This is a genomic window from Mucilaginibacter gilvus (genome assembly GCF_004054195.1).
GTDB lineage: Bacteria > Bacteroidota > Bacteroidia > Sphingobacteriales > Sphingobacteriaceae > Mucilaginibacter > Mucilaginibacter gilvus.
In genome coordinates this window covers 60,752-77,770 of the sequence record NZ_SBIW01000031.1, presented here as the reverse complement: position 1 = coordinate 77,770, position 17,019 = coordinate 60,752, and the positions used below count along the sequence as shown (strand labels likewise).

The following is a 17,019-nucleotide window of genomic DNA, read 5'->3' as shown; positions in this document are numbered from 1 at the left end:
AATTTGGCGGTTAGTAATATTAATTATAAAGTCAAATTCTATTCCAATAAATCAGTATATGAGCAAAGGTGTTATTAGTAAAGACGAAGATTATTCGCAATGGTTTAACGACTTGATAATTAAATCTGATATGGCAGAATATTCGCCTGTCAGGGGGTGTATGATCATTAAGCCTTACGGCTATTCTATATGGGAAAAGATACAAGCCCAGCTCGATAAAATGTTTAAAGAGACGGGGCATCAAAACGCTTACTTTCCTTTACTTATTCCAAAATCTTTCTTCTCTAAGGAGGCCAGCCACGTGGAGGGTTTCGCTAAAGAATGTGCTGTAGTAACACACTACAGGCTAAAGAACGATGGAACCGGCAATATTGTTGTGGATGAGGACGCAAAATTGGAGGAAGAATTAATTATCCGCCCAACGTCAGAAACCATCATCTGGAACACCTACCGCGGCTGGATCCAAAGCTACCGCGATCTGCCTATTTTGGTGAACCAGTGGGCCAACGTAATGCGCTGGGAAATGCGCACCCGTTTGTTCCTGCGCACCAGCGAATTTTTATGGCAGGAGGGACACACCGCCCACGCAACAGCCGAAGAAGCTGTAGCAGAAACAGAACAAATGCTGGACATTTACGCCGAATTTGCCGAAAACTGGATGGCACTGCCGGTAGTAAAAGGCCGCAAAACCGCCAACGAACGCTTTGCCGGCGCGCTGGATACCTATTGCATCGAAGCTTTAATGCAGGACGGTAAGGCATTGCAAGCAGGCACCTCACACTTTTTGGGGCAGAATTTTGCCAAAGCGTTCGACGTGAAATTTACCACGAGGGATAACAAACAGGATTTTGTTTGGGCAACCTCATGGGGGGTGTCTACCCGTTTAATTGGTGCCTTAATTATGGCCCACTCGGATGATGCCGGCCTGGTATTGCCTCCAAAACTGGCACCGATACAGGTGGTTATTGTGCCGATATACAAACACCCCGAAGAACTGGATGCCATTACCGAATACGTAAAAGGTTTAACCAAGGAATTGCGCTCGAAAGACGTTACTGTAAAATTTGATAACCGCGATACCCATCGCCCGGGAGCCAAATTTGCCGAGTACGAACTGAAAGGTGTACCACTGCGCGTAGCCATAGGCAGCCGCGATATGCAGAATGGCACCGTGGAGCTGGCCCGCCGCGATACCAAAACTAAGGAAACCGTACAACAGGATGGTTTAGCAGCACACATTACTGCCCTTCTGGAAGAAATTCAGACGAACATCTACACCAAAGCGTCGACCTTCCGTGCGGAAAACACGACTGAGGTTGATACCTACGAAGAGTTTAAACGCATGCTTGATGAGCAGCCCGGCTTTATTTCTGCACATTGGGATGGCACATCAGAAACCGAACAAAAGATAAAAGATGAAACTAAGGCTACAATCCGTTGTATACCTTTGAACAATAAGCAGGAAGAAGGCAAATGCATCCTGACGGGTAATCCGTCGACGCAAAGAGTGCTGTTTGCACGGGCATATTAGAAAGAGTCTATAGTCGATGGTCGATAGTCCATAGCTATGAACGGTTTAATTTTTATTATGGTTCATAGACTATCGACTATGGACTGTGCTGAAAGCACGCTATGAAATTCGCAACAAAAGCAATACACGCAGGGCAGGAGCCCGACCCAACTACTGGCGCTATCATGACGCCGATATACCAAACCTCTACCTACTGGCAAAAAACGCCGGGGGATAACAAGGGGTACGAGTATTCGCGCGGTACAAACCCAACCCGCAAGGCGCTGGAGGATTGTTTAGCGGCTTTGGAGAACGCAAAGTTCGGACTGGCATTTTCCAGCGGCATGGGCGCTACAGACGCGGTGATGAAACTCCTCGCACCCGGCGACGAAGTAATTACCGGTAACGACCTCTACGGTGGCTCGTATCGCATTTTTACCAAGATCTATGCTAACTACGGCATCAAGTTCCACTTTTTGGACCTGAAAGACCCTAATATCGTTAGCGAATACATCAACGACAAAACCAAACTCATCTGGATAGAAACGCCTACCAACCCAACCATGCAGGTGGTGGATATAGAGGCTATTGGTAAAATTAGCAAAGCCAATAATTTATTGTTTGTGGTGGATAACACTTTTGCTTCGCCATACCTGCAAAACCCGATAGATCTGGGTGCCGATGTAGTGATGCATTCGGTAACCAAATACATTGGCGGCCACAGCGATGTGGTAATGGGTGCCCTGATGCTGAACGACGAGGAACTTTACAAAAAACTTTGGTTCATTTACAACGCCTGCGGCGCTACTCCGGGACCAATGGATAGCTTTTTAGTGCTGCGCGGTATTAAAACCCTGCACTTGCGGATGAAAGCGCATTGCGAAAATGGACGCGCGGTTGCCGAGTTTTTAAAAGATCACCCAAGGGTAGAGAAAATTTACTGGCCGGGCTTCCCCGATTCGCCGAACCACGAAGTCGCCAAAAAGCAAATGCGCGATTTTGGCGGCATGATCTCCATCGTACTAAAAAATGCCGACCTGCAGGAAACCTTCCGCATTGCCGGTTCATTCAAAGTGTTCGCTTTAGCTGAATCATTAGGCGGTGTGGAATCGCTTATCAACCACCCCGTAAGCATGACCCACGGCAGCATCCCCAAAACCGAGCGCGATAAAGCCGGCGTTGTAGATAACCTGTTGCGCTTAAGCGTAGGGGTGGAGGATATTGAAGACCTATTGGAAGATTTGAAACAGGCCTTGGCCTAATAGTATCGAGTATTTAGTATTAAGTAGCAAGATGGGAGGAACCCTCATTTTTTTACTTGATACTTGATACCAGCTACTTGATACTCATCTATGAATGATAACCTCAAATCCTTCCTCGATCAAAAGGTTGCCCAATACAACCGCCCGGAGTTTATCGCTAACGACCCGGTAAGTATCCCACACCTTTTCACCAAAAAACAGGATATCGAGATCATGGGTTTTTGGGCGGCTACCCTGGCCTGGGGGCAGCGGGTAACCATCATCAATAAGTGCAAAGAACTTATCACCCTGATGGATGGCGCACCCTACGATTTTATCATCAATCACCAGGAACCCGACCTTATAAAGCTACTGCACTTTAAACACCGCACGTTTAACGATATAGATACCCTGTACTTTATCTCGTTCTTCAGGCAGCATTACGAGCGGTTTGAAAGTTTAGAAGATGCATTTACGAAGCCCCCCAGCCCACTGAAGGGGGAGTCGAATTTTAATAAAGCAGCAATTCAAGAACTCCCCCTTCAGTGGGCTGGGGGGCTTGAGGGTGCATTGGATCATTTCCGTTCCTATTTCATTTCCCTGCCCGATTTCCCTAACCGTACCAAAAAACACGTGTCCTCGCCATCGCAGAAATCAACATGCAAAAGGCTTTGCATGTTCCTGCGGTGGATGGTGCGGAAGGATGAGCAAGGCGTAGATTTCGGCATCTGGAACACATTAAAACCGGCAGACCTCATTTGCCCCTGCGACCTTCATGTAGACCGCGTGGCCCGCAAACTCAAGCTCATCACCCGCAAACAAACCGACTGGCAAACCGCCCTCGAACTCACCCAAAACCTGCGCGAATTAGACCCGCTGGACCCTGTGAAATATGATTTCGCCCTTTTTGGTCTCGGTATTGAAGAACGCTGGGGGGGTGAAGGGATATTGCCTGAATTTTAACTACAAACACTCGCCCCAATGTCATTCCGAGCGAGCCAGGGTAGGGCTTGTGTAATGGCGCGACGAGGAATCCTCTACGACGCGCAGTTAGCGATGCAAAGCCGTAATGCATTAGCTTAAATGCCAAGCGTAGAGGTTTTCTCCTCGCTATCGCTCGTTAGAAATGACATTTTTTTTATCTTTAGTCTATGCTACCTGCCGACGATCACCAACTCTCCGCCCTCCTCACCGGAAAATCTGAACATACTTTAATGTTGTTCCACCATTTCATCGCGCAGTTTAAAAACATTGGCGATGTAAAAGTTGAAGCCACAAAAACGATGATAGGGATCTCTAACAGCCATAAACGCATAGCCTGGGTTACGCAATTAGGCAAAAACTTTATCCATGTGGTGTTTCCGTTTAAGCAAGAATATCCGGATAATCTTTGTTTTCAGAAAATAGCGCAGGTGCCGGGGCAGGAGCAATACAATCACCATTTCAAGATGCTCGCTGCTGAAGACCTGAATGAGGAAGTGATCGGCTTTATGCAACTCGCGTATGATAATGAAAATTAAACCTGTAACTCTGCTCTCTGCCTGCATATTCCTTGAGCTTAATTCTAGGAATTTTAAACGCTTTTCCAGTCCAGTTTGAAAGGTCTGCCGAAACTAACCCGTTCGTATTGCTTTCAAGTAAAAATAAACGGATTATTTTGCCAAATGTATTGCCCATCATCAAACTTTACTAAAATCGGTATGATCCCCAACTACGCCTCTTCCTTAAAATAAACCTTATAGTAATTCATCGCCTTATCGTCGTCGAAACCCTTTTCTATCAGCTTGTTATCGCCGTGGATATAAATGTGGAAGTTCTTATCCAGCTTTAACACGCTTTTGTAGATCCGGGCCTGCTTTTTTACCGCGTTGCCGGAGATCTCGAAACTATCGCCAATCGGGCTGTCAAATTCTTCCTCGTATTGGTTCTTGAAATTTTTAAATGATGCGATAGCTTCCGGGTTGCTAATCACTTCTTCACTGAACTCGTCCAGGTCGAAGGTTTCTTTTTCCTTAAAGTACTTCATGGACCGATTCAGCAGGTCAATCTTATCGGCTTTGCTCATCTCAAATTCATCGTCCAGCTTTTGGGTAACAAAGTTTTTGTAGATGCCGAGGGTGTTGCTGGTTTGGTTGTAGCTGTCATTGCGCACTTTTAGTTGCAAAAATTCGTCTTTCCAGTAAACGGCAGCTTCCTGCCCGCCGGTGGTTTTATCAATAACCACCACTTTGTAGCCGTTTTCCTTTTCGATGTTAAAGATGAGCACACCTTTATCCAGTTTGTTGATGTTGATGGCATCCTGTTCATAATCCACCGCGAAGCCGCCTTTATCCGGATAGACCTTCAGGTAGGTTTCCTTGTTTTCCGATTTAAATATGCCGATGGCATCCAGCGGGTTCCCTTCTATCTGTACGCTATTAAAGTATACCACGTATAGTTCCCCGCCTTTGATGTTAGGATGGGTACTCACCTTATACAAATGCTTGGCTATCTGTTCTGATGCTTCGTGGAATTTACTTTTATCCTCAAAAGCCATGGTAGCGAAGTGGTGCAGTTCGTTTAGGGCAAGGTCGCCACTGCTATGCATCAGGTGATAAACCTCGTTCACTTTTTCAAATGGCTTTAAAAAGTACTGCATGAGCAGGTTGGGGATGATGTCGTCTTTTAGCTCAACGGGTGCGTCAGAAAGAGAATACATTTCGTTTTGCGATTGGTTACCTACATGGTGTACAGAAATAGTATCGAGCGAGGCTTCAAAAAAAGTTACCATAGTTAAGGCGAAGGTAAAATTTTTAGTTCATGGTTGAGGGATTAGTTCGGCGGCTTATTAATGTAAACCGGCAGCGGGCGTTAATTTATTAGTGGCCTCGTTTATCTTATCGGCAAGAGTGTTTTCATTTTCACTGTTTCGACCCCACGAAACCACTGACGGCCTCTTATCGGGATCGCAAATACTGTTTATAAAAACAGTGTTCTCATGAAATAACACGGTGATCTGTTCGCCCCAGCTTCCTGAGAAAAAGCCGGGAAATGTTTTTGCAACATATGTTTTTTCGGATGAGGACATTGGCACCCATTTTAAGTTCTTAGATACTTCGCTTATTACCTCTTTCAATTGTTGGGCACTTAACGTTGTTTGAACTATCTTGAACTTTAGCCTTTTTTTTTGAATGAAGTAAAAAATTACAGCCAAAGCAGATGGGAGAAACGCAAACCAAAGTTCACCATCTTTGAAATAAGTGTACCCATAGCTAAAATAATCTGTTAGGTGAAACACAATTGTCATCAAAGGCGAAAAAAGCAAAAAAACAACAATGCCGTAGTGTGTAAGTTTTAGCCCCAATCCCGGCAGTTGTAATTCCTGTGTTTCAATAGACTTATTATATATTGCCTCGTTTGTCATAAGTAATTGCAAAACCTCTACGCCTGCGACCTTATATTAGTAGTCAGTTTATACTGCTCGGGCGACATGCCCATATATTTTTTAAACACGCGCGAGAAATAATACGGGTCGTCATAACCCAGGTCCATGGCTATGGCTTTTATCTTGGCTTCGTTGGCGTATAAAAACTGGCAGGCCTTCTGCATCTTCAGGTGGATAAAGTAATCCATCGGTGGCATGCCCGTTGCCTTGCGGAATAAACTGCTGAAATGTGAGCTGGATAATTTATGCTGCCCCGCCATATCCTCCACGGTCATTTTTTTCTCGATGTTTTGCTTCATGTTGAGGATAGTGGTAGTGATGATATCCTCGTTCTCCACCTGTTCGCTTACAATGTGCTTATCGGGAAACAAAAACGTCGCGATCAAATTGTACAGGCAAAACGTAGCATTGCACAAATTTTCAATACTATAACCCATCTCCAGGTTTTGGTAAATATTATGCCATATCTCCAGCGCCTTATTATTAAAGGGAATTTGTATAGGCCCCTTAAAAATATTAAGGTTGAGCGATGAGTTGAAGTTTTCGATATTATCGCCTGTAAAATGCACCCAATAGATGGTCCAAGGGTCTTCTTCATCGGCCCAGTACCGCATGGGCTCCTCGGTAGCAGGCAGCAGAAAGAATTGGTTGGGGGTTACCTCAAATTTCTTTTTATCAATAACATAATAGCCTTTTCCCTTTATGCAATAGATCAATATGTTATCCACGCAGCCCCGGCGGCGTTCTTTATAATGGTACGATGCTTTTGGGAAGTAACCAATGTGGGTAACGTAAATATTAAACAGCGCCGGGTAACGCTTAACATAGTCTGTTAATACTTTCTGAGGGATACTGATCAGTTTTTCACCGTCGAACCCGTCCTTGCGTTTAAAAGAGTTACCCATTATTAATAAAGGTGTATAATAGTATATGCCATTATAGGTTGGCAGCTGTTTATAATAGCGGGCTAAATTATATTTTATTTGGATAAAGCGCACCATTACAGCAAATTATTCTTCCAAAATAATTCAGGTGAATTATCCATTAAAATAGCCGAATTACCTATTAGACGATTTTGAACCGGCAGTTAAATTTGGCTGTTGTATTTAACAAAGCCAATTATAGCATTATCCAAAAAGCACCGGGTTTTTTGAGGTAATGAAACCGGTTAAATACCAAACATAAACACATAATATTAAGCAAGTAAATACTGCAATAGCCTATTGTTATTGCCCGTAAATAAAAAATGCAAAAATCAGTATGCAATTACTAAAAGATAAGGTTGTTTTTTTAACCGGCGGTACCGAAGGTATAGGTTACGAATGCGCCAAAACATACCATAAAGCCGGGGCTAAGGTGAGTATCATCACGCACAAGGAAGACAGTCTGAAGAATTGCCGCATGCAGTTTTTTAATGATGACATCCATTATATACTGGCGGATGTATCCAAACCAGTGGATGTGAACCGGGCCATAACAGAAACCCTTGGGCGGTTTGGGAAGATAGATGTTATCCATAACAACGCGGGCGTATCCAACCCCTCAAAAACCGTATGTGATACTACGGATGAGGAATGGGACAAGGTTTTCAACGTAAACGTAAAAGGCATTTACCATACCACTAAATATGGTATAGCCGCGCTTAAGGAAACCAAGGGAACCATCTTAAACACAGGTAGCCTTGTTGGCGATATAGGCCAGGAACTGCACGCCGCTTATACCGCTACCAAAGGGGCCGTTAACGCGCTTACCAAATCTATGGCGTTGGATTACGCGCCTTTTGGCATCCGTGTAAATGCCGTTGCCCCCGCGGGAGTATGGACACCCATGCTACGCCGCTGGAGCAACCAGCAGCCAAACGCCGCGCACATAGAACATTACCTGGATGAGATCCACCCGCTTGGCTACTGCCCTGAGGGCGATGTGGTAGCCGATGCCTGTTTGTTTTTGGTATCGGAGCATGCAAGGTTTATTACAGGCTGCATCCTGCCCGTATCGGGCGGTGCAGAGTTGGGTTACCGCAGGTATATGGATCAGCCATCAGCAAAAGATGGTATTGTATTACCCGTTAATTCAAAAGCTAAGTAACTATGATCGGGAAGATAACTATTGATGATGTGCGCTTTCCGCTGGAAGGTAATGCCGGCAGCGATGCTATCCATCGCGACCCGATATATTCTTACGCCGTAACCCGCCTGCACGATGACAGCGGGCTAACCGGGACTGGCTTCGCCTTTACTTTGGGCGAGGGCAACAACCTGGTATGCAAAGCTGCCGAATATTATGGCCGCCAGCTACAGGACAAGGATATTGAAGAAGTGATGGCCAATTTTAGCGACCTGTTTAAACAGCTCAGCAACGATCAGCAGTTCCGCTGGTTGGGGCCACATAAGGGGATAGTCCATTTGGCGCTGGCATCGGTCACTAATGCCTGTTACGATCTTTGGGCGAAAAAGAGGGGCGTGCCACTTTGGAAATTGCTGATAGACCTCTCGCCCCAGCAGATTGTAAATACGCTTGATCTATCTTATTTAGAGGATGAACTAACCGTCGGGCAGGCGTTGGATCTGCTAAAAGCACAGCAACCTACCAGGGCGGAGCGGATGCCAATTTTGGCACAAGGCTACCCCGGGTATGACACGTCTATCGGCTGGTTTAACTATTCTGATGAACTGGTGCGCGAGAACTGCAAAAAAGCATTGGCCGAAGGCTTTACCGCTATGAAGCTGAAGGTGGGCTCTGCCGACCCGGAGCGCGATATCCGCCGGGCGCATATTGTACGCGAAGTTGCCGGGCCGGATGTAAAAGTGATGCTGGATGCCAACCAGCAATGGAACCTGCCGCAGGCTATCGAGATCTGTAATAAACTAAAAAGCATCAACCCCTATTGGATAGAAGAACCTACGCACCCTGATGATGTAAACGCGCATGCCACGCTTGCTAAAGCTATAGCGCCCGTTAAACTTGCGCTGGGTGAACACGTGCCCAATAAGATCATCTTTAAAAATTACCTGCAATCGGGTTCCGCCGCATTTATGCAGGTAGATGCCGTGAGGGTAGGCGGGGTGAGCGAATTTATTACGGTGAGCCTGCTGTGTAAGAAATTTGGCATACCGGTGGTGCCGCACGTGGGAGATATGGGTCAACTGCACCAACACCTGGTATTGTTTAACCACATTGCCATGGGGCACGAGGCTTTGTTTTTAGAGCATATCCCGCACCTGCAAAAGCATTTTGTAAACCCCGCGCAAATTATAGGCGGCGTTTACAAAACACCACAAGTACCCGGCAGCAGTTGCGACCTCCTTGTTTTAAAAGATTAATTTTACAGTAGTATATATTATCATGATAGGTTCTTTTGATGCCACGGTGAGTATTTTATATGTGCTGGTGATATTGGCCATTGGCCTATATACCGGGCTGCGGCATCGTTCGGCAAATAAAAAGAACGCGGCAAGCAGTTACTTTTTGGCCGGTAAAAGTTTAAAATGGCCCATGATAGGGCTGGCCCTGTTTGCCACTAATATTTCCTGCGTGCATTTGGTGAGCCTGGCCCAAAGCGGCTTTGATACCGGCCTGCTCAACGGAACCTTCGAGTGGATGGCATCCTTCACACTGATCTTACTGGCGCTGTTCTTTGTGCCTTTTTATATCAAATCGGGTGTATCAACCCTGCCCGATTTCCTGGAAAAGCGTTACAACCGGGCAAGTAGAGACTGGCTGGCTTTTATTTCCATACTCTCAGCTATCATCATTCACATTTCCTTCTCCTTATTAGCGGGTGGTATTGTACTGCAAACCTTGTTTGGGGTAAATATGTACACCAGCGTTATCATCATAGCTGTCATCACCACAATTTATACTGTTGTGGGGGGATTAAAAGCGGTAGTAGTTACCGAATCGATACAAACCGTAGTACTGTTATCGGGTGCAGTGATCATGAGCGTGGTTGCCTACCAAAAAATGGGCGGCTGGGACGATATGGTACACGTGCTGCAACAGAAAAACGAACTGAATAAGCTTTCGATGATGCGCCCTCATGGCGATGCAAGTGGCTTACCATGGTATGCCGTATTATTAGGTTACCCGGTACTGGGCATCTGGTACTGGTGTGCCGATCAAACCATTGTACAGCGGGTATTAGGCGCTAAGGACGAGAACCACGCCAGGGTAGGCCCTTTGTTTTGCGGTTTCATTAAAATATTACCTGTATTTATTTTTGTGATGCCCGGCCTGTTTGCATACGCGCTATACCAAACCGGGCATTTAGATGTGGGCAGCCTTAAAACGGTTGATGCCGCCGGCAAAGAGGTGGTGAACAGTAAAGGCATTTATACGCTAATGATATTGCAACTGATACCAAAGGGTTTGGCCGGGATATTGGTTGCGGCCTTACTATCCGGTTTAATGAGCCAGATCTCGGGCGCGCTAAATTCCATCTCCACCCTGGCCAGTTATGATATTTACAAAAGATACAAACCCGAAGCCAGCGACGATAAGCTGGTGCGCGCCGGTAAAATAGCCGCCGGGATCTCCTTCGTCATATCCTTACTATTACTTCCCTTATTAAATAACTACGAAAGCATATTTAACGGACTGAACGATATCATCGCCCATATTGCGCCACCCATTACCTGCGTGTTTTTGTTAGGCGTTTTCTGGAAAAAAGCTTCAGCGATATCTGCACAGCTTACCTTATACATTGGCTCGGCAGCCGGTGTGCTGATCTTTATCTACAGCAAAACTTTGCCGCACTCCGTAATTGGGCAGGTGCCATTTATGATGATGGCATTTTACCTTTTCGTTTTTTGTGTTTTGCTGCAGGTGGGGCTTTCCCTTATCTACAAAGTGCAGCATACCGCCGAGAGCGGGGTGCTCTACTGGCGATCGCCCCTGGAATCACTTAATAGTCTGGGTTGGGCAGGAGTGGGGAATTACAAATTTCTTTCGCTGCTGCTTATTGTAATAATGGCTGCTTTATTCTGGCTCTTCCGGTGATAAAATAATATCAGTTCCTGCATCCCTCCGCCGGTTACAAAAAAAGGTGCAATTACAGCACTATTTGCCAACATGGAAACAAATTACGCCTAAAATCACCTGTGTTGTAAAAAGCAATCCATTGCTTTTTAAGAGGTTGTTAGTACGGGCCATAATATGTCAAAAATACAGTTGTTTTTGTCCATACAATATCGCTGAATGCTTGATAATAACATAAAATTATTGTTGGTGCAGATATATGTTATTTGTAAAAGCCAATACAAAACTCAAAGGAATAAATAATACGATTGTCCATCACCTTTAAAGGTTTATCCATTTTAAAGCCGTTGTGAACATTCTAAATTTATCCAACCAATTAACCAATTCTTATAATTATGAAACATTATTACAAAACGCAGGCAGCAAAACTGCTTTCCCCGTTAAAGGCGAAGAATAAGCCCCGATCCCGCCCATCTTCCAAAAGATTATTTTCCGGATCCCCGCAGGTGGCATAAACACGCTTTATAATCAGCGTATTTTACAACTGGGGTTTGTAATTTTTTACACTGAGATACGGTGGGTGGATACCTATGCCTTCTGAAAATCAAAAAAACGATCCAACGAACTTAAAACCAATTATGAGAAAACATTTATGAGACCATTTTACGAACGCATAAAAAGCCATTGGTTATCTAAAATTGTGCAGGGCAAACTGGCTGCGGTATGTTGCATAATAGTATTATGCGCTATCAGCAGTACAGCGTCGGCACAAACAAAGGTGACCATTACCGGTACAGTAGCAGATACCACCGGCCTGAAAATTATAGGTGCCAACCTAACTGCGGAAAACCGCAAGAACACCGGTACCGTAACCGACGTTAACGGTAACTTTGTTATCAACGCCGAACCGGGTACCGTGTTTCGCGTAACTTATGTAGGTTACAAAGAAACAACCTTTACAGTTTTGGCAGGTAAACTTGTTTACCCCATTATTATAAAGGAAGCTAAGAACGAATTTAACGACGTAGTTGTTACGGCATACGGCCGTAAGCAGCGCAAGGAAGCTGTAGTGGGCTCGGTAACTACCGTAACGCCCGGCGATCTTAAAATACCGGCGAGTAACCTTACCAATGCGCTTGCAGGGCAGGTGGCCGGTGTAATTGCCTACCAGCCAAGCGGCCAGCCTGGGCAGGACAACGCTTCCTTCTTTATCCGTGGGGTAACTACTTTCGGATACAAAAAAGACCCGCTGATACTGATAGATAACGTGGAGCTTTCCACATCAGATCTTGCCCGTTTGCAGGTAGATGATATCGCCAGCTTCTCTATCCTTAAAGATGCCAGTGCAACCGCATTATATGGTGCCCGTGGTGCAAACGGTGTTATTTTGGTTACCACCAAAGAAGGTAAAGTAGGCAAGCCGGTGATAAACGCCCGTGTGGAGAACTCTACGTCGCAATCGATAAAAAACCTCGAACTGGCCGATCCTATTACGTATATGCGTTTGTTCAACGAGGCCACTATTGCCCGCCCGCCATATAGTAAATTGCCGTTTAGCCAAAACGATATTTTAAACCGCGAGGCTACAATAGCCAATGCGCCAGGAAGTAACAAATATGTTTACCCAGCGGTAGACTGGATAAAAACCCTGTTTAAAGATCGCACCAACACCCAGCGCGCAGATATGAGCGTAAGCGGCGGCGGTGGCGTTGCACGTTATTATGTATCAGGCTCGTACAATATCGATCATGGTATTCTGCGCGAGGATATCAACAACAATAATAATAACAACGTTAACTTCCGTAACTACCAGTTACGCTCAAATGTTAACGTTAACCTGAGCAAAAGCACCGAACTGATTGTAAGGCTTGTGGGTAGTTTTAACGAATACAACGGCCCGCTTACGGCTGATGCTTCGTTCTCTACCGATTTGTACAACATAGCCATGCACACCAGCCCGGTACTGTTCCCGGCTTATTACCCGGCAGATCTGGCTAACCAGAATACCCAGCATATCTTGTTCGGTAACTCGCCCGACCCGGGCAGCAACAATTCAAACGCTACGGCATATTTAAACCCGTACGCAGCTTTGCTAAGGGGGCATAAAAATTTCTCACAGTCGCGCATGTCGGCACAACTGGAGTTGAACCAAAACCTCGATTTTGTAACCACCGGGTTAAATTTTCACGGGTTGTTCCACACCAACAGGTTCTCGTATTTCGAATCATCAATGGGGTATAAGCCTTTTTACTACAACATTGGCTCGTACGATAAAACCAGTAATGATTACAGCCTGAACTGGTTAAACTCAAAACCAGGCGACGCTACCGAGTACCTGATTTATGACCGCAACGCCAATAATACACAAGCCAATACTTACCTGTTTTTCCAGGGAGTGATGGATTACTCCAGGCGTTTTGGTAACCATAACATCAGCGGTTCGTTAATAGGCACGCAGCAGCAAACCTTATACGGCAACACCGGCGACCTGTTCAGCTCATTGCCATATCGTAACTTAACGGTAGCCGGCCGTGCAACTTACTCGTTCAAAAGCCGCTACTTTTTAGAGTTCAACTTTGGCTATAACGGTACCGAGCGTTTCTCCTCAAACCACCGCTACGGGTTTTTCCCAACCATCGGCGGTTCGTGGATCGTGTCTGATGAGAAATTCTGGGGTAATAGCATATACAGCGTTATCTCCCGCATGAAACTGAGGGCCAGCTATGGTACCGTAGGTAACGACCAGATAGGCTCAGAGCGTTTCTATTATCTGTCGAGGCTTGATCTCAACGGTGGCAACCCGGCTACTTTTGGTACCAACAACGGTTACAGCCGTAACGGGGTTACTATTTTCAATTACCCTAATGCAGATATAACCTGGGAAACTTCGCGCCAGCTGAATATAGGCATGGAGCTTACCCTGTTTAAAAACTGGAACATTGTGGCCGAGGTTTACAAATACCACCGCTACAATATTTTACAGCAGCGTTCTGCCATCCCAACCACTATGGGGCTGGAAGCAAACGTGAGCGCCAATTTTGGTACTGCAAATTCCAAGGGTATAGATATCCAAACAGATTATAAACAAAGTTTAGGCGGCTCCGGCTGGATCCAGGCAAGGGGTAACCTAACTATTGCCAAAAGCGACTATGATAAATACGAAGAGCCGCAGTATGCCGAAGCTTACCGCTACCAATCTGGCCAGCCTATTAACCGTAACTATGGTTATATAGCCGAGCGTTTGTTTGTTGATGATAATGAGGCGGCAAACTCGCCAAGCCAGATCTTCTCATCTAACGGCGTACCGCCAAGAGGCGGCGATATCAAATACCGCGACTTAAACGGCGACGGTAAAATTGATGGTGCCGACCAAACGTTTATCGGTTTTCCAACCGTTCCGCAAATAGTTTATGGTTACGGTGTGTCCGGCGGGTATAAAGGTTTCGATCTTTCTGCATTCTTTCAGGGCCAGGCACAAGTTAGCTTCTTTATCGATCCGAGCCGCACCAGTCCGTTCATCCAAAGCCCCGATGGTGCTTATGCAAGTGGCAATACACAATTGCTTAAGGCATTTGCAGATGACCACTGGAGCGAAGACAACCAGAACCTTTACGCGCAATACCCGCGTTTAGGAGTAACCGGTAACCAGATTGAAAACAACAGGCAGGGCAGCACCTGGTGGATGCGCGATGGCAGCTTCCTGCGCTTAAAATCGGTAGAATTTGGCTACAGCCTTCCTGCCAGTTTAACAAAGAAATTGGGCATGACCAAAGCACGCGTATACTTTAACGGCCTTAATTTACTTACCTGGAGCCCCTTTAAATTATGGGATCCCGAAATTGGCGGTAATGGTTTTTCTTACCCGATACAAAAGGTATTTAACATAGGCCTTAATGTCAATTTATAATCAGCACCATTTACACATAGTAACATGAAAAAAATATCAAAATTTGTATGCGTTATAGTAGTTCTGCTACTTGGCGGATCGTGCAAAAAGTACCTGGATGTTGCTCCGGATAATACTGGAACGCTGGAGTATGCTTTCCGCAACCGCAACGAGGCCGAGAACTACTTGTTTACCTGCTATGCAACCCTGCAGCAATTGTACGATGCAACGGCCAACGCGGGTTTCACCACCTCGGGCGAAATTGTATACCCAAATAACTTAACCAAGCACCCGCTTGATGAAACCGGCTTTGCTTTGCTGCGCGGTACGCAAAACAGCAATAACCCCGGCTTAAACTTTTGGGATGGCCAAAACCACGGCCAGGCTATCTTCCGTTCTATCCGCAGGTGTAATATCATGCTGGAGAACATAGATAAGCCTACCGACCTGTCCGTAACCGAAAAGAAACGCTGGATAGCCGAGGTGAAGTTTTTAAAAGCTTACTACCACTACTATTTGCTGCGCTTGTACGGGCCAATACCATTGATAAAAACCAATTTGGATATCACTGCCTCAACCGAAGAAATAAAGGTGAAGCGTGCACCTTTGGATGAGTGTTTTGCCTACATAGTAAGCTTATTGGATGAAGCAACTGTAGATCTGCCGCCGGTTATTACCAACCAGGTACAGGAACTGGGCCGCATAACCAGGCCCATTGCGCTATCTATTAAAGCCGAAGTTTTGGCAACTGCTGCAAGCCCGCTGTTTAACGGTAACCCCGATTATAATAGTTTGAAGGACAAGGATGGCATTGCACTTTTCCCGGCTGCTTATGATGCCAACAAATGGAAATTAGCAGCAGATGCAGCCAAAGCAGCTATTACCGAGTGTGAGGCAGCTGGGATGTCTCTTCATACGTTTATACCACCAGCAAATATCACCGTACTGCCCGATTCTTTGCGTAAAGTGCTTTCCGTACAAACAGCCGTTACCGAAAGATGGGAGTTGAATACCGAGCTGATATGGGCGCTTAACCCAACGTTCCCTTTCCAGGGATACGCTACGCCGCGTTTAACCAACAAATCGGTAATCAATATTTTTAGCAACCCATCGTTGTTCGCGGTGCCGTTGGCTACACAGGAGATGTTTTACAGCGATAAAGGCGTCCCTATAAACGAGGATAAAACCTTTGATTACGCAGGCCGTTATTCCATCAAAACAGGCGACAACGCCAGCCGCTTTTACATAGCGCAGAATTACGCGACCGCAAAAGAGCACTTTAACCGCGAGCCGCGTATGTATGCCAACATTGGTTTTGATGGCGGTATATGGTTTGGCAACGGTAAGGTAAACCTGGGCGATCTTTTCCACGTGGAAGCACGCGGTATAGAAACCTTTGCCGGCCCTAAGGATATTAATACGCTGAACATCACCGGTTACTGGCCAAAAAAACTGGTTAACTACTTATCGGTTTATGATGATGGTTTTATCGAATCGAGCTACCGTTTGCCTTTAATGAGGCTTGCAGGCTTGTACCTTTTATATTCTGAGTGTGCAAATGAAGTAAACGGCCCAACAGGCGATGCCATAACGTATATAGATAAAGTGCGCACAAGGGCAGGTATACCGGGCGTAGTTAGCGCATGGACAAACTACTCTAACACCCCGGGTAAAGTAACCACAAAAGATGGTTTCCGCCAGATAGTACACCAGGAGCGCCGTATCGAGCTTTGTTTTGAAGCACAAAGCGGCTGGGACCTGCGCAGGTGGAAAGAGTTGCAAAACGTATTAAGCCAACCTATACAAGGGTGGAGCGTTTACGAAAGCCAGCCAGCCAACTATTACCAGCCGCACACCGTATTTACATCGGTATTTGGGTTGAGAAATTACCTGTGGCCTATTAAAGACCAGGACATTACGGTTAACAGCAACCTGGTACAAAATACTTACTGGTAAAATTTAAACGGAACATCTAAAAGTA

Annotated in this window: 12 protein-coding genes; 9 read left to right on the top strand and 3 right to left on the bottom strand. The window is 45.6% G+C overall.

Translation table 11 applies throughout. The annotated features are described in order from the left end of the window. The first annotated feature begins 58 nt into the window (after positions 1-58). The 4 genes from proS (at position 59) to EPL05_RS23560 (ending at position 4,271) form a co-directional block, all read left to right on the top strand. Positions 59-1,531, top strand: coding sequence for a proline--tRNA ligase (proS, locus tag EPL05_RS23575; protein ID WP_128536447.1), 1,473 nt, complete (start codon positions 59-61; stop codon positions 1,529-1,531). 101 nt (positions 1,532-1,632) lie between these two features. After that, complete coding sequence (locus EPL05_RS23570) at positions 1,633-2,772, top strand: cystathionine gamma-synthase (protein ID WP_128536446.1); 1,140 nt, start codon at positions 1,633-1,635, stop codon at positions 2,770-2,772. A 90-nt stretch (positions 2,773-2,862) separates the two neighbouring features. Next, the gene (locus tag EPL05_RS23565; protein WP_128536445.1) at positions 2,863-3,714 is read left to right on the top strand and encodes a TIGR02757 family protein; all 852 of its coding nucleotides are present in this window, start codon (positions 2,863-2,865) and stop codon (positions 3,712-3,714) included. A gap of 188 nt (positions 3,715-3,902) precedes the next feature. Continuing rightward, positions 3,903-4,271 (top strand): DUF5655 domain-containing protein, encoded by a 369-nt coding sequence (locus tag EPL05_RS23560; RefSeq protein WP_128536444.1) that lies wholly within the window; start codon positions 3,903-3,905, stop codon positions 4,269-4,271. Between the two features lie 191 nt (positions 4,272-4,462). Here EPL05_RS23560 and EPL05_RS23555 read toward each other — a convergent pair whose 3' ends face one another. Genes EPL05_RS23555 through EPL05_RS23545 form a run of 3 tightly spaced genes read right to left on the bottom strand, consistent with a single transcriptional unit; the run spans position 4,463 to position 7,080 of the window. Next, positions 4,463-5,521 (bottom strand): nucleoid-associated protein, encoded by a 1,059-nt coding sequence (locus EPL05_RS23555; RefSeq protein ID WP_128536443.1) that lies wholly within the window; start codon positions 5,519-5,521, stop codon positions 4,463-4,465. Between the two features lie 57 nt (positions 5,522-5,578). Beyond that, positions 5,579-6,154, bottom strand: a complete 576-nt coding sequence (locus tag EPL05_RS23550) for a hypothetical protein (RefSeq protein WP_128536442.1) — start codon at positions 6,152-6,154, stop codon at positions 5,579-5,581. Between the two features lie 17 nt (positions 6,155-6,171). Beyond that, positions 6,172-7,080, bottom strand: a complete 909-nt coding sequence (locus EPL05_RS23545; protein ID WP_128536441.1) for an AraC family transcriptional regulator — start codon at positions 7,078-7,080, stop codon at positions 6,172-6,174. A 355-nt stretch (positions 7,081-7,435) separates the two neighbouring features. On the opposite strand from EPL05_RS23545, the gene EPL05_RS23540 reads away from it, so the two are divergent. From EPL05_RS23540 to EPL05_RS23520, 5 genes are all read left to right on the top strand, one after another. Beyond that, positions 7,436-8,263, top strand: coding sequence for an SDR family NAD(P)-dependent oxidoreductase (locus EPL05_RS23540; protein WP_128536440.1), 828 nt, complete (start codon positions 7,436-7,438; stop codon positions 8,261-8,263). A gap of 2 nt (positions 8,264-8,265) precedes the next feature. Then, positions 8,266-9,498, top strand: a complete 1,233-nt coding sequence (locus tag EPL05_RS23535; RefSeq protein ID WP_128536439.1) for an enolase C-terminal domain-like protein — start codon at positions 8,266-8,268, stop codon at positions 9,496-9,498. Positions 9,499-9,520: 22 nt separating this feature from the next. Beyond that, on the top strand, positions 9,521-11,173 hold the full coding sequence (locus EPL05_RS23530; RefSeq protein WP_128536438.1) for a sodium:solute symporter: 1,653 nt from the start codon (positions 9,521-9,523) through the stop codon (positions 11,171-11,173). Between the two features lie 631 nt (positions 11,174-11,804). Then, on the top strand, positions 11,805-15,059 hold the full coding sequence (locus tag EPL05_RS23525) for a SusC/RagA family TonB-linked outer membrane protein (RefSeq protein WP_128536437.1): 3,255 nt from the start codon (positions 11,805-11,807) through the stop codon (positions 15,057-15,059). Positions 15,060-15,083: 24 nt separating this feature from the next. Next, positions 15,084-16,994, top strand: a complete 1,911-nt coding sequence (locus tag EPL05_RS23520) for a RagB/SusD family nutrient uptake outer membrane protein (RefSeq protein WP_128536436.1) — start codon at positions 15,084-15,086, stop codon at positions 16,992-16,994. Positions 16,995-17,019 lie beyond the last annotated feature (25 nt).